Source organism: Flavobacterium sp. 2755 (assembly GCF_031455715.1).
Lineage (GTDB): Bacteria > Bacteroidota > Bacteroidia > Flavobacteriales > Flavobacteriaceae > Flavobacterium.
Window position 1 is genome coordinate 151,680 of the sequence record NZ_JAVDTG010000004.1, and the last position, 15,079, is coordinate 166,758.

The 15,079-nt window shown below is 35.5% G+C and carries 9 protein-coding genes; 1 reads left to right on the plus strand and 8 read right to left on the minus strand.

Translation table 11 applies throughout. The features are described from left to right. Positions 1 to 10: 10 nt before the first annotated feature. From J2Y38_RS10965 to J2Y38_RS11000, 8 genes are all read right to left on the minus strand, one after another. Entirely contained in the window at positions 11 to 2,308 is a 2,298-nt protein-coding gene (locus J2Y38_RS10965; RefSeq protein WP_409025142.1) for a GH92 family glycosyl hydrolase, read from the minus strand. A 6-nt stretch (positions 2,309 to 2,314) separates the two neighbouring features. Further along, a complete protein-coding gene (locus J2Y38_RS10970; protein WP_309842289.1) occupies positions 2,315 to 4,123 on the minus strand; it encodes a sugar-binding domain-containing protein in 1,809 nt (602 codons plus the stop codon). A gap of 127 nt (positions 4,124 to 4,250) precedes the next feature. Continuing rightward, the gene (locus J2Y38_RS10975; protein WP_309842291.1) at positions 4,251 to 5,435 is read right to left on the minus strand and encodes a glycoside hydrolase family 76 protein; all 1,185 of its coding nucleotides are present in this window, start codon (positions 5,433 to 5,435) and stop codon (positions 4,251 to 4,253) included. A gap of 61 nt (positions 5,436 to 5,496) precedes the next feature. Beyond that, the gene (locus J2Y38_RS10980) at positions 5,497 to 6,618 is read right to left on the minus strand and encodes a SusE domain-containing protein (RefSeq protein ID WP_309842293.1); all 1,122 of its coding nucleotides are present in this window, start codon (positions 6,616 to 6,618) and stop codon (positions 5,497 to 5,499) included. Positions 6,619 to 6,647: 29 nt separating this feature from the next. Further along, on the minus strand, positions 6,648 to 8,273 hold the full coding sequence (locus J2Y38_RS10985; protein WP_309842295.1) for a RagB/SusD family nutrient uptake outer membrane protein: 1,626 nt from the start codon (positions 8,271 to 8,273) through the stop codon (positions 6,648 to 6,650). Between the two features lie 11 nt (positions 8,274 to 8,284). Next, entirely contained in the window at positions 8,285 to 11,353 is a 3,069-nt protein-coding gene (locus J2Y38_RS10990) for a TonB-dependent receptor (protein ID WP_309842297.1), read from the minus strand. Positions 11,354 to 11,871: 518 nt separating this feature from the next. Next, a complete protein-coding gene (locus J2Y38_RS10995; protein ID WP_309842299.1) occupies positions 11,872 to 12,897 on the minus strand; it encodes a LacI family DNA-binding transcriptional regulator in 1,026 nt (341 codons plus the stop codon). Between the two features lie 160 nt (positions 12,898 to 13,057). Beyond that, positions 13,058 to 14,002 carry an ROK family protein gene (locus J2Y38_RS11000; RefSeq protein ID WP_309842301.1) on the minus strand — a complete coding sequence of 315 codons (945 nt, stop codon included), beginning with the start codon at positions 14,000 to 14,002 and terminating at the stop codon, positions 13,058 to 13,060. A gap of 631 nt (positions 14,003 to 14,633) precedes the next feature. Here J2Y38_RS11000 and J2Y38_RS11005 point away from each other — a divergent pair. Beyond that, a complete protein-coding gene (locus tag J2Y38_RS11005) occupies positions 14,634 to 15,077 on the plus strand; it encodes a DoxX family protein (protein WP_309842303.1) in 444 nt (147 codons plus the stop codon). The last annotated feature ends 2 nt before the right edge of the window (positions 15,078 to 15,079 follow it).

Consider the following 15,079-nt stretch of genomic DNA (forward strand, 5'->3'; position numbering starts at 1 on the left):
AGACCTTTTATTATTCGTTTGTTAATGAGTAGGGAACGTCTTCTTTACTTGTTCCTCTGTTTAAATTTGGCGATGTGGACATATCAAAATCTAGTGTTGCTCCATTCATCAATTCAGAATGGCTCAACCAGTTTTTTGTGTATGATTTTCCATTGAATTTCATCTCCTTGATATACCTGTTTTGATCGTTGTTTTCCGGTGCATTGATTTCTACCTTCTTTCCGTTCTCCAATTCGATTGTTACTTTTTTGAACAATGGAGCTCCTACAACATATTGATCTGAAGCCGGAGTAACAGGATAAAAACCTAATGCAGAAAATACATACCAAGCCGAAGTTTGTCCGTTATCTTCGTCTCCGCAATACCCATCTGGCGCTGCATGGTACATTCTGTTCATTGTTTCTCTTACCCAATATTGTGCTTTCCACGGTTCTGCTGCATAATTGTAAAGATAAATCATATGTTGAATTGGCTGATTTCCATGTGCATATTGTCCCATATTTACAATCTGCATTTCTCGCATTTCATGAATTACTCCGCCAGTGAAGTTTGATGTTGCAAAAACAGGCGGCGACGAAAATACTTTGTCTAATTGTGAAACAAATACCTGATTTCCGCCCATTAAATTAATTAAACCTTGTACGTCGTGAAAAACAGACCATGAATAATGCCAGCTGTTTCCTTCGGTAAATCCGTTAAACCATTGAAAAGGATCAAAAGGTTCCATGAATTTTCCGTCGCTGTTTTTTGGGTGCATTAAATTGTATTTCGTATCAAAAAGGTTTTTATAATTTAAACTTCTCTTTTTATATAAATCAATTTCTGACTGCGGTTTGTTTAGGGCTTTCGCCAATTGGTAAATCGCAAAATCATCGTATGCATATTCTAATGTTCTGGCAGCGCTTTCGTTTACAACATCCTGCGGTACATAACCTAAAGTATTGTACGCATCTACTCCTGCACGCCCAACTGCTTTTAGCGGCCCGGCATTATTAGCGCCATGAATTACGGCTTTGTATAAATTTTCGATGTCGTATTTATTTCCTTTTCCACTTTTCAAATAAGCTTCGGATACGATTGATGCGGAGTTATTTCCCACCATAATATCACGTAATCCGGGACTTGACCATTCTGGCAGCCATCCGCTTTCGTTGTATGCGTTTGAAAGTCCTTCCTGCATTTGGGCATTCAATTCCGGATACATTAAATTTAAGAAAGGATATAAGGCTCTAAAAGTATCCCAGAAACCAGTATCGACAAACATATAACCGGGCAAAACTTTTCCGTTGTAAGGGCTGTAATGCACTGGTTTTTTGTTTTTATCAAATTCGAAAAACTTTCTCGGAAACAAAAGTGATCTGTACAAGCAGGAATAAAAAGTTCCCATTTGGTCTTGTGTTCCACCTTCGACTTTTATTCGGCTTAATTCTTTATTCCAGGTTTGTTTTCCTTTTTCTTTAAGCTCGTCAAAATCGTCTTTTCCAATTTCTTTCAGGTTTCGTTCTGCTTGTTCATAACTTATAAATGATGAAGCGACCTGCGCGTTTACTTTTTCTCCGGCTTTTGTTTTAAAACCAATTACGGCTCCGGCGTGATCGGCCTGCATTTCTAAAGCGCTTCCTAAAATATCTCCGTTAAAGGTAGAATGTACTTCAAAATCTTTATCAAAAATAATGACAAAGTAGTTTTTGAAATTTAACGGAACTCCACCGCTATTTTTAGTGGTAAAACCGATAATTTTTCTTTCTGACGGAATTATTTTTACATACGATCCTTTATCAAAAGCATCAACAACAACATACGATTTATCTGTTTCGGGAAATGTAAACCTAAATCTGGCTGCTCTTTCTGTTGGCGTGATTTCGGTTGTTACATTATGATCTGCCAGATAAACGCTGTAATAATAAGGCGTTACGATTTCTGCTTTATGCGAAAACCAGCTTTGTCTTTCTTCTTCCTTAAATTTTAGGGTTCCGGTTACTGGCATTATCGAAAACTGACCGTAATCATTCATCCACGGCGAAGGCTGGTGCGTTTGTTTGAAACCTTTTATTCTGCTTGATTTATAGGTATACGCCCATCCATCGCCCATTCCGGCAGTTTGTGGTGTCCAGAAATTCATTCCCCACGGCATTGCAATGGCAGGATAAGTATTTCCGTTTGAAACTCCGTAATCAGAATCTGTTCCTATTAATGGATTTACCCAATCTACAGGAGGTTTAGATTCGTATACTGTTACATTTTGTGCCTTTATCTGGGCAAAGGCAAATAATGCTAGTAAGCTAAAAAGTTTATGCTTATTTTGTATCAAAACTTAATTATTAATAGCGTTAATGACTTCTTTGTTTATTTTGCTTACTTCAGAAAAATTCATTTTATCGACTTTACGATCGTAGGTCATAAAACCGTTTACTTCGCCTTCAACATCTGTTGTCTGCGTGTAAACTGCTGCCGAAAAACCAACTTTTGCTAATGTTTTTAATTGTTCTGCGTATTCTCTGTATTTGGCTGTTGTTTCGTCATTATTCTTGAACTGAGTGTAGCCCCAATTTTTATCTGTCTGCCATAAATGTCCGGTAACCGGAAGTCCAATTCCGCCGTATTCGCCTAAAACTGTGATTCTGCGTGCGTCATACAATTTTAAGTTTGGTTCTGGATAATGGTGAATGTCTAACATATCTCCGGTTTGAAAATGGTTTCCGCCGCTTGATGAATTTACTAATCTGCTTGGATCATGATTTTTTGTCCATTCTGTAATTTCAACGGTTTTAAATTGTCCCCACGCTTCGTTAAACGGAACCCAGACTACAATACTTGGATAGGAATAAAGATGATCCATTATTTCTTTCCATTCTTTTTTGTATGTTTCTTCAGATTGTGCAGTTCTTTTTAATTCTGTGCCTTCAAAGTATTTGTGCATTTGCCAAATTGGACCGTCATCCCCGTTTGGCATATCCTGCCATACTAAAAATCCCATTCTGTCGCAATGTGTATACCATCTTGCCGGTTCTACTTTTACGTGTTTACGAATCATATTAAAACCTAATTCTTTAGTTCTGACAAGATCGTATTTTAAAGCTTCGTCTGTTGGTGCGGTATATAATCCGTCAGGCCACCATCCCTGATCAAGAGGGCCAAATTGAAAACAGTCTTTGTTATTTAACTGAATTCTCACGATACCTTTATCATCTCTTTTTGAAGAAATTTTACGCATTGCAAAATAGCTTTTCACTTCGTCGGTTATTTTGCTTCCGCTGATTAGTTTTACTTTAATATCGTATAAAAATGGTGAATCCGGTGACCATAATTTTGGATTATTTACTACAATATCTAAAGGCTGTCCTGCAACTACTTTTTCTACTGCAATTGTTTTTGTTCCGTCGAATACGGTAATTTCAACAATATCCCCTGCTGAAGTTCCTTCTACTTCTGCATTAATATTGATGGTATTGCGTTCAATATCTGGTGTTGTTCTTAAATTGATAATGTGTTTTTTGCTAACTGGTTCCAACCAAACGGTCTGCCAAATTCCGGTTACAGGCGTGTACCAGATACTTTCGGGATTTTTAACTTGTTTTCCTCTTGGCTGTGTTCCGTCGCTTGTTGGGTCCCAAACTTTTACAACCAGTTTTTGAGATTTTCCATTTAAGAAAGGTGTGATATTAAAACTAAAAGGAACATATCCGCCGGTATGGCTTCCAATTTTTACATCGTTAATCCAAACTTCTGTTTTCCAGTCTACAGCTCCAAAATGCAGTAAAATGTCTTTACTTTTCCAGTTGCTGTCTATTGTAAAATTGTTTTCATACCATAATTCGTTTTCTGAACCTACTTTTTTCATTACGCCCGAAAGGCTTGATTCAACAGCAAAAGGAACGAGTATTTTTCCTTCGTAGCCTTTTGGCGCTGTTTGTCCTGCGGGTTGTATGGCGTAGTTCCATAAACCATTAAGATTTTTCCATTGGTTCCTTTCCATTATAGGACGGGGATATTCAGGAAGCGGATTGTTTGGGTCTACCTGCTCTGCCCATTTTGTTTTGATTTTATCTCCTTGTGGTTTCCATTGTGCAAAGGATGCGAGGCTTACCAAAAGAAAACATATAATTGTGATTTTATTCTTCATTATAATATTTTATTTTTTTGAAATTGCAGAACTGCTTTTCTGTTGAATGGTTAAATAGTATAAAACCTGAAGGCTGTTTATTTCCTTCAGGTGTTACAAAAATTACTAACAAATACTAACTTACTAATTAATCAAAAAAGCCATCTTTATCCAGCTTGGCAGCTGCTTCTATTAACATTACACCGCTCAACTGAGTCGTTAAATCAACGCTTCCTCCTGCTGCCGGAGCTACTTTCCAGTTGTTTCCTGAAAGCATTGTAGGTCTTAAGATTCCTTTTTTATAGAATGTCTCTGCATTAAATTTCAGAAATGAGGCAAATTTTTCTGTATCTGTAGAGTTGATGGTTGGCTGTTCTATAAGTTCTGTAAAATAGCGTACTAAAATACCTTTAAACAATCCACCGTCGCCTTGTCCTTCGTCTCTCAAAAGTCCTTCCGAAAGTAATTTTGGATTGGTTAAAACATTTCTTCCTGATTTTACGGCATCGTCAAGATAAGTCTGTTCATTTGTAGCTTTGTACAATCTTAAACCAGCACCAATCCATGTTCCCATATTATAGGTAAAAACCCAGTCTTTGTTGGTTACAACTGCTCCGTTTACTTCTGAAATATTATCCCAAACGGCTCCCGAAACCGGATCAACTAAATTGCTTTTCTGCCATGCGTAAATTTTCTTTGCCCAAACTAAATCATCCGGATCATTATCTATTTCATATAATCTTAGGGCAAGAATTACGGCCGGACCATTTGATACGGCATTCTTTTGTTTTGGTGTATCTTGTTTCCAGGTAATTCCTCCTCCAAAAACATCACTCCAGCTTAGTTTTATTCTTTCCCATAAAAAGTCTGCTACGTCTTTGTATTCCTGATCGTTTGTTGCATTGTAAGCGCGAACGCAAGCATTAGCAAGCCAAAGCATATCATCATTAAAAACATTGTTGTAGGTATTATTTCCGTTTTTAATTTTGATTCCTTGTACCAAAGCTTTCATTTTGGTTTTATAATTGTCATTCCCGGTTCTTAAATAACCGTCTACCAAAACATCCAAAACGTGTGCATTTGGCCAATAATTAAATGTACTATTTCCGGCATTGTTTTGTACAAATGTTCCGTTTGATCCCAGGTAATTATTGTAAGTTGAAAGCTGTAAAGAGTCGGCTGTCTGAGCCCATGTATATTTAAATTCAGGGCCTGTTTGTCCGTTTGGGTCACGCAGCGGAATTGCTTCATCATCACAAGAGACAGACAATAACCCAAATCCTACTACGCAAAGCAATAAGACCGTATAACGTGTTGAAAATAATTTTTTCATGATATATTTCATTTAATAAAAACGTCTCTTAAAAAACATCTTTAAGAGACGTTTGGGTTATTTATAGAATTGTGAAACTGTGTGTGTAAGCTGGTGAAGCTGCACTGAAATTAATTTCTGCATTTACATTAGCATTGTCTACTGCTGTAGCAAATTTGAAACAGTTATTCCAGAAATCACTTGTTACCGGAACCATGTACCAGAATGATGCTGCTGTATTTGCATCTGGTCTGTTGTTGTCCCCGTTTATACTTCCGTACCATTCTTCGGTTGTAGCAGCACCGTTTACCACTGTAAATTTGAATTTGTAACGCTCGTCTCTACCCCAAGATTCTTGTTTGAAAGAAATGTGTTTGTTAGCTGCTTTCCAGATTCCGCCGCCTGCGTAAGTATATTCAAAAAGATATTGGCTAAGTGGAGGGAACCATAATTCGATTTTCTTAATTTCTGTCATAGTTGTTACTCCCGTACTAAAGTCAAGTACAATTTTATACACTTTTGCATCTCCAGTAACAGTGGTTTCACCATTTTCTTTTAATTTTCCGTTATCAACATAGTAAACTACCGGAGTACCATTTTTTGTTGTAATGAATTTATAAGTACCTGCACTTAACTTCGTGTAAATTTCAAATTTGGTTGTTCCTACTTTTTTGAAAGCCTGAGCATTAGCAACTGTTGTTCCGTTTTCAGAACTTGTTCCTGTAATAAACAACTGATCTGGAGTTGGGAATCCGCTTGCTGTAAGTACTTCAAAAATACCAGATGCTGCTGATTTTTGAACATTAATTCCTTTAGACGAATGAACTGTCCATTTTAATTTCCCGACAGCTTCAGTTGGAATACCTGCTAATCCTGCAATTTTATTCAAATCTGAAAAAGAAAGTGTCAGTGTTTTTTGAAATCCGTTACCATCAGATGGCATTGTGTAAACTGGTTTAGAAAAATCCCCGTTTTCTTTGTCAAAAACTACATCATAAAGTACCACTCCGTTATCTTCTGCTTTAGCTGCTTCCCATTCAAAAACCGCAGAACTCTGTGCGTTAAGATCAAAGAACTTATTATTTGCTGGTGAATAAAGAGTATTCACTGCGCTTACATTGGTATGACTCATTTCGTCACTATCGCAGCTTACAAGAAATACTGTACACAGTATTAATACTAATTTTGAATATATATTTTTCATGTTTTTTATTTTAGGTTGTTAGTTAGTTTTTACCAGTTTGGGTTTTGAGATAAATTGGTGTTAATCAAACGTTCGTCTCTTGGTATTGGCCATAAATAATGTTTTCCGGGATCAAAAGTTCTTAAGTTCACTCTTAAGTAACCATTGTCTACAGACGATACTCCAAATTTGGCTCCGTGTGCATATCCGTTTAAAACATTTTCAGCAATTTTCCATCTTCTGATATCAAAGATTCTTAAGCCTTCCATTCCAAATTCGGTACGACGCTCGTTTCTTATTACTTCTTTAAGTCCGGCTTGTCCTAATGCACCATTATAATTTAAAGCTGCTGCATCTGTAAAACCTGCACGAGATCGAATTGGTTTAATAGTCTGATCCCAAACTGTGCTCGTCATTTGGCTTAACTCATTTTTAGCTTCTGCATACATCAATAATACGTCTGCATATCTAAACAACATTAAGTTGATTCCTGATTTTAAATCAGTTCCGTGTTGTACATCGTAATATTTACGTGTAAAATAACCCGTTGGTGTTGAAGATGAACCTTGCGCAAATTCATCCGGATGTTCATTAGTTGGAGAAGATCCCGGTTTAATGTAAATAACATGCGAACTTCCATCAGCTTCTTTCCAGTTGTATTGATCATAAACTACTGTATAAGTAAGTCTTGGATCTCTGTTTACATAAGGATCACTTTCATTGTATCCTGAACCTGTTTCGTTGATTTTTTTTCCGTTAAGCATTAAATAACTGTCTACTAATTCCTGTGTTGGAGCAAGGGCATTTAATCTTGAACCTGCAGAAATTGGCGCCATATCAAAAAACTCACCCCACGTTCTGTCTATTGGTACATATTGTAAGCTCAAAATATCTTCGCTGTTGTACTCATTTTGCTGTTGAAAAAGACCTTCATAAGAAGGGAACAAACTGTACGTTCCGTAAGTATTTGTTAAAAATGGTTCTAATGTCTGAACTACTTCCTGCCATTTTCCTTCGTATAAAAGTACTCTTGCTTTTAAGGCTACAGCAGCTCCCATTGTGATTTTTCCTCTGTCTGCAGTGGCTAGCTGTGTGTTTTTTGGCAATGCCGGAATGACAGCATTCAATTCATCTAATACAAACTGAATCACTTCTGCATGCGACGTTCTCGAAATTGTAGTTGCTTCAGAAAGAGATGGATCTTTTTGTAAAAGAGGAATATCCCCAAACCAAGTTGTTAATTGAAAATGCTGAAACGCTCTTATGAAACGAGCTTCTGCTTTCATTCTTGTAATTACTCCCGGATCTGCATTTGGAACTCTGTCAATATTTTCTAATAAAAGATTGCAGGATTTAATTCCGCCGTATCTGTCGTTCCATTCTTCTTTTATTCTTCCTAAAGAAGGATCGTAAAGTCCTGCTCCAATAGATGCTGCACCTGCATTATCGCCTCTTCCGTTGTAGGCATTATCAGAAAGTGCTTCGTTATAAAAGAAATACTGGCTTTTTTGCATTTGCGAATAAGCTGTATTCAACATCAATTGTGCTTTTTCTACGCTTGTCCAGTAATTAGAATCTGTAAATCGATCTTCTGGTGCAAGATCAAGATCTTCGCAGCTTACCAGTAGTAAGAATACTAATGGTATGAATTTTATGTGTTTAAATATATTTTTCATTTTGATTTTTTTTAAAAACTGATATCAATACCCATTCCGTAATACACCTGCGTTGGATAAGCTCTTCCGCTGTTAGCTCCTGAAGTCGACATGCTGTTGTTGAATTCTGAAAGTTCAGGATCAACAAATTTTACTTTAGATAAGGTAAGCAGGTTTTGTCCTGAAACGTACACACGGAATGCACTCATTCCTAAACTGCTTGCAACATCATTTGATAATGAATATCCTATCTGTACATTTTTCAGCCTTGCATATGCACCGTCATACAAATACATATCAGAACCTCTTCTGAAATTGTTTGTATTAGACTGCGTACCGTTGTTTGCCAGTCTTGGATATCTTGCATCCGGGTTTTGCGGAGTCCAGTAATCTAATTGGTGTGTGTACATTGTCATACCATAATTGTAGTGAAATGGCTCTACAAGCTCACCTCTAATCATCATAGTTCTTTTTCCAACACCTTGTATAAAAATGCTTAAATCAAAATTCTTGTAATCTATATTATATGTAGCTCCATATGTGTATCTTGGAAAAGGATTACCAAAGATAAATTTATCATTGTCATCGATTTTTCCATCTTTATTTAAATCTACATAACGGTTGTCTCCTGGCTGTACCGTAATTCCGGCCGGAACTGCTGCTCCCTGAATTTCTTCAACATTTTGGAAATAGCCGTCTCTTTTTAAACCAACGTATGAATTGAAAGGAAGTCCTTCACGAAGAATAACCTGAAGTTCCTCAACCCCTGTTAGTTTTTCTTGTCCGTTATTATAATCCAGTACTTTATTTTTCGAGTCTCCAATATTTACAGTCAAACTTTGATTTACTTGTTTTCCTTTATGTCTGTAAGTAGCGCTGAATTCCCATCCTCTGTTTCCTACTTTGGCAGCATTAAAGTCTGGAAGCGATGTTCCGTAAACTCCTGGTACCTGCGGCGGAACAAGAATATCTGATGTTACTTTATCAAAGAAATCGAATGAAACAGATAAAGCTCCTTTAAAGAAATCTGCATCAAGTCCGGCATTGAAAGTTGCCGCTTTTTCCCATTGAAGATCAGCGTTTGCAAAGTTAAATCCTGCACCGCTTACAGGTTTGTTATCAAATCCATAACCGTTTTGGAAAGAAAAATACGTTGTTTGATATTGGTAATTGTTTACGTTTTGATTTCCTACAAGTCCATAAGAAGATCTCAATTTAATATTACCAACTTTATTGCTGTAGTTTTCCATGAAACCTTCTTTAGTTAAAGCATAACCAATTGTGGCAGATGGAAAGAATCCCCAGCGAATTTCTTTTCTAAATTTTGATGAACCATCATATCTAAAACTGAATTCAGCAAAATATTTATCGTTGTAATCATAAGAAGCACGTCCGAAAAGAGAATTAAGGCTGTTTTTAGGAGAAGCCGGATTCTTGTTTGGGTCACTACCGTTTGAGTTATAAGAATCCTGTCCAATAACAGTTTCACTCGTTGGCGTTCCTAAATCAGGATCTGTAAATTTCTTGTAAATACCAATTCGTCTTTCTGAATGATTTTCGTTAGAAACCCCAACTAAAGCACCTACATTATGATTTCCAAATGCTTTGTTGTACTCTACCATAAACTGCGTATTCAGGTCAAGCGCTTTTGTAGTTTCATCTCTGGTATCGCGATCTGCACCATAAACTCCCTGCGGAGAAAACTGCACTTTTTTCACTCGGCTGAACATACTTCCGTTCCATAAACGTCCTCCGAAAACTCCTTTAATTTTGAACGATTTTGTTAACTTAAGTTCAGCATTTAAAGCTCCGAAAAGATCATCATTATCGTATTTTCTAAAACCTCCCTGCTCTAAAATACCTAATGAATTAAACTGTTGTAAAACGTCGTTTGTTAAGTAATTTCCATTCGCATCTTTTTGAGTATAATATAAAGGAACCCTGAAGGCATCAACCATTAAGGTACTTGTGTTTGATGAATGGTCATTAATTAATTGTTTCGAATACGCTAAAGTAGATGTTAACTTAAATTTGCCATACTCATTAGTAAGGTTCATTCTAAAATTATAACGTTCCATACCTTTCGTAGGCCCAACAAAGTTGCTTCCCTGATTTAAATATCCTAAGGAAACTAAATAAGTTGAGTTTTCACTTCCGCCTGAGATCGAAAGACTTTGGTTTAACTGCGCTGCCGGTTTTACAATTTCTTCTGCAAACCATTCTGTGTCGCCTTTTGCTTTTAAATCTGCAATTTGGGCAGCAGTAAATACGGCAGTTGTTTCACCAGAGTTAAATGCGGCTTCGTTTCTAAGCATTGCATTTTCATATCCGTGAACCGGTTTAGTAAAGAATTTTGGTGTATTAAATCCGGTTAAACTGTTGTACTGAATTGACATTGGTTTGCTTTTACTTCCTTTTTTGGTCGTAATTAAAACAACACCATTACTTGCTCTTGATCCGTAGATAGCCGCGCTACCCGCATCTTTTAACACTGATACACTTTCGATATCGGCAGGATTCAGCGAATTAATATCGCCTCCTACTATACCGTCAATAACAATCAGCGGACTATTGTTTCCTAATGTACTAATACCACGAATGTTTAGGTTTATACCCGCACCCGGTTCAGAATTAGTCTGCTGAATAGTTAAACTAGGCGCTTTACCCTGTAAGGCCAGTGTTGCATTTACATTTGGTCGCCCATTAAATGCATCTTTATTTACCTGATCGATGGCGCTGACCACTTTTCTCTTTTTCTGCGTTCCGTAACCTACTACTACAACTTCATCTAAAGCTGATACATCTAAGTCCATCTCTACATTTATAACACTTCTGTTATTTACTTTTACTTCTACTGGTTTGTAACCAATCATTGTAAAGCGCAAAGAACCAGTTCCGTTTTTTAATGATATACTATAGTGTCCGTCAAAATCTGCATTAACAGCATTTCTTGGATCACTTACATCACTAATTGAAACTCCCGGAAGAGACAAGTGATCTGAAAGAGAAGTAACAACTCCCGTAACTTGAGTTTTTTGGGTCTGGGCAGCAAGATTATTAAGGCCCCCACAAATGAGAATAATTGTGAGAAAAAAATGCATACAGAGCATCTTTTTCTTTCTGCAATTTGATTGTTTCATCATGTAAAAAATTTGGTTAGTTAGTTTTTATCGAATTAATCCCGAAGTTTAAAAAGGCTTCTCTCACCAGCCTGATTATTTAAAAAAATCAACGTAGAAAATTCTTTGCGCATCGATTAAAAGTCCGGTAATTTTTAATCGTTAAATTTTATCTAGTTAGATTAACATATTAATTCTTTAACAAACATACTAAAACGTTTTAGTATAAAAAAATATTTTTTGTTAAATATAATTTTAATGTTAATTTTATAAGATATGTGTTTATTTCAGGTTATTCATTGAGTATTATTCAATAAAAATCTACGAAAACGTTATAAATGAATAGTAAAAAGAAGAATCTTAAAATTTTCAAAAAATGGATATTTGCAGAAAATTAAAATTTAAGTAAGAAATGACATAAAAAAAATCTGACTATCAACAGAAGTATTGATAATCAGATTTATTAGGTAAAATTTTCAGGAAGATGTTTAGTTATTAAACTACTTCTGCAATGATGATTCCCGAATTATTAATTCTGTTTTTAAAATCACTTTATGGCTTGTTTCGGTTACATCTTTTTTCTTTAAAAGAGGCAGCATCACTTCCATTAATTTTGTACTTATTTCCAGTAAAGGCTGGGAAACTGATGTAATGGCAGGATCGTAAATCTTAAACATATCATTATCATCAAAAGCAATAATCCCTAAATCCTTAATTAATCTTGGATTGTTTTCTTTTAAAACCTCAAGTCCGCTTTGTGCAAGGTAATTGGTGGCAAAAAACATAGCGTCTAAATCAGCATGCTGGTCTATGAACTCCTTAATATACTGCTTCCCTTTTCCTTTGATAATCTCATTAAACGGAATTTGAAGTGTATTGGGTTTTAAACCATTTTCTTCTGCCGCTCTTTCATATCCAACTAAGCGTCCGTGCATCTGGCTTTGATCTGAAGCTGTAGTAACAAATCCGATATTTTTAAATTTATTCTGAATCAAATGCTGAGTTGCATCAAAAGAAGCCTGCTCATTATCAATAACAACACTATTACAATCTAATCCTTCAAAAAATCTATCCAGTAAAATAACCGGAATATTATCCTTTATTAAATTTTCGATTGTGTCTTTTATTCCCGGAGACGGTACAATAATGAATCCGTCAACCTGACGAAAATTAAATAATGTAATTAGTTCATTTGATTTTTCATCATCGTTCTCGTTACTGCAAAAAATAACTTTATATCCTTTTTCGTAAGCGATGTCTTCAAAAATTCGGGCCAGTTTTGAGAAGAAGTTATTCGAAATATCTTCAACCATAAAAACAAGCAGTTTCGACTTTCCTGTTCTAAGGCTTTGTGCAATTTGGTTAGGTCTGTAATTTATAAGTTTTGCATAATCTAAAACCTTTTTTGTAAGCTCCTTAGAGATGTGCTTTTCTTTTGCTTTTCCATTTAGGACAAATGATACAGTGGTAACAGATATTTTCAGCTCTTCTGCGATATTCCTAATAGAAACAGGTTTTTTTTTCATGTGTGAATTATTTTTACTTTAAAACCTATAATTTTTCGTCAAATATAGTAAAGTTTATTGTTTCCTAAATAGCAGGAACTTAAATTAGTGTGATGCAAACGCTTTCAAAAACAGAACCTTCAAAATACATTTTCTAACTTCTCAATTGCTTACTGCCAGATTAAAAAAGCGGCAGTTCTTCTTTTATCTTTTCCCAAAACGACTCATTAAAAAGATAACTCGAACCCAGAATACTGGTCTGCTCCGTATTATCAACAATGCTGACCGCTAATTTTATGTTTCTATTTTTTAGGCTTTCTTCAAAAGGAGCTAAAAACAAGCGATGTGATTTTGCTATATTTCCTCCAATAACCAGTAATCCGGCATTAAAGTCAATAACATAAGGCGCTAAAAATTCGGCCAGGTTAAAAGCAAAATTTTTGAAGATTTTTACTGCGTGCTCATTTTCAATATCTGCTATTTCCTTCACGCCGTCCGTTAGCTTTTCACCAGTACTTTGTTCATATTGATTTAAAAACCATCTGGTTGAGAAACAATTATCTGCAAGATCCCCATTGTATTTTTTATCCCAAAGACAGCCATTATCCGGCACATTATCGCCTTGTGTTATAGGCAGTTTATTATCTAAAAAAGCGGCTCCGAAACCTGTTCCTAAAGTTATGGCAATAACCTTTTTATTTTCAGGTTCCTGTTCTTGTTTCAAAACTCCTCCAACTCCAAAACAGCTGGCATCATTGAGAAATCTAAAACTTACATTTTGCGTTTTTAAATATTTTAAAAGTTCATCCGGCACAGAAACATTATATAATGATTCGTATTTATCATTTCCTTCAAACATCGCAATTCCGCTTTGATACTGAAAAGGGCCAGGCATAGAAAAAGCTATTCCTATTTTTTCATCAGCATCAAATTCCGGGATATTGTGAACTACATCGATGGTATGGTTAATTATTTCTGCCCATTTTTCTAAAATAACTTCTTTGGAAGCTTTGCTGTTTACTGCTCCGCTGAAATACGTTCCGTCAATTATTGTAAAAACATTGCTTTGTATTGCTGCACTGCTTATATGACTTCCTCCAATATCTACTCCTATTATTATCGACATCTATTCATTATTTTTAGTAGTTATTTTTAATACTAATTAGACTTTGTTAACTAAAGTTTTTTTGTAATGGTGTAAGGTTCAAACCTAAAAGGAAAGAATTACAAAATCCAATACTTTATTATCAAAAAGCAATACTATTTACCTCGTACATCGGAATTTTATCTCACAGCTATTCCGATATTATATACTTTGGGTTAAAACATTAAAAAGTGATTATACGCATTTTGTCACCGGACAGAAAAAACAACATACTCCACTCCCATTACACTAAAGCAGTAATATTTTAACTATAAAAACTAGTTATCATTAAACAAATAACATTATAACTAGTTTCTAAATAAATAAGTTAACAATTGGGACAAATATACTAAAACGTTTTAGTATACAAAACAATTCTTCTTTTATTTTAGATTTTGATGCAAATCATTAAAAAATATCTTCTGTCCTATATACAAAAGCCTGCAAATTGACAGCTATTTGAAGTTCTTCTCAAAAAACAGCACAAAAAAGTTTAGCACTGGACTACTTAACAAACCAAAACTGGTCTAAAATGCTCCCTTTGTGCCTTCTTAATTTTGGTCTGCCAAATAAAAAAAGCATAAAATTTCCTAACTATTTTAAAAATCAATAAATGAAAAATTCAAACGGAATACCACAATTGTTTCTTCGTATCGCATTAGGACTGGGTTTTATTTTACCGGTCATGGACAGAATTGGATTAATGGGACTACCCGGCTCAGGAAAAGTAGCCTGGGGCGACTGGGAACATTTTATAGATTATACTAACACTCTTATTCCATTTGCCAGCAGATCTGCTGCCAATATATTTGGACTTACGGCTACCATTGCAGAGGTTATTATAGGAATCTGCCTGATCGCAGGACTTAAGATAAAACTAGCCGCTCTTGGCGCAGCCCTTATAACAGCAACTTTTGCAGTATTTATGATTTTCGCATCAGGAATTGGTGCTCCTTTTCAATATCCGGTATTTGTTTTTACAGGAGGCGCATTATTGCTTTCAACAATAGATAATTTTAAATGGAGTCTTGATACTTATATAAATAAACCAAATTAATT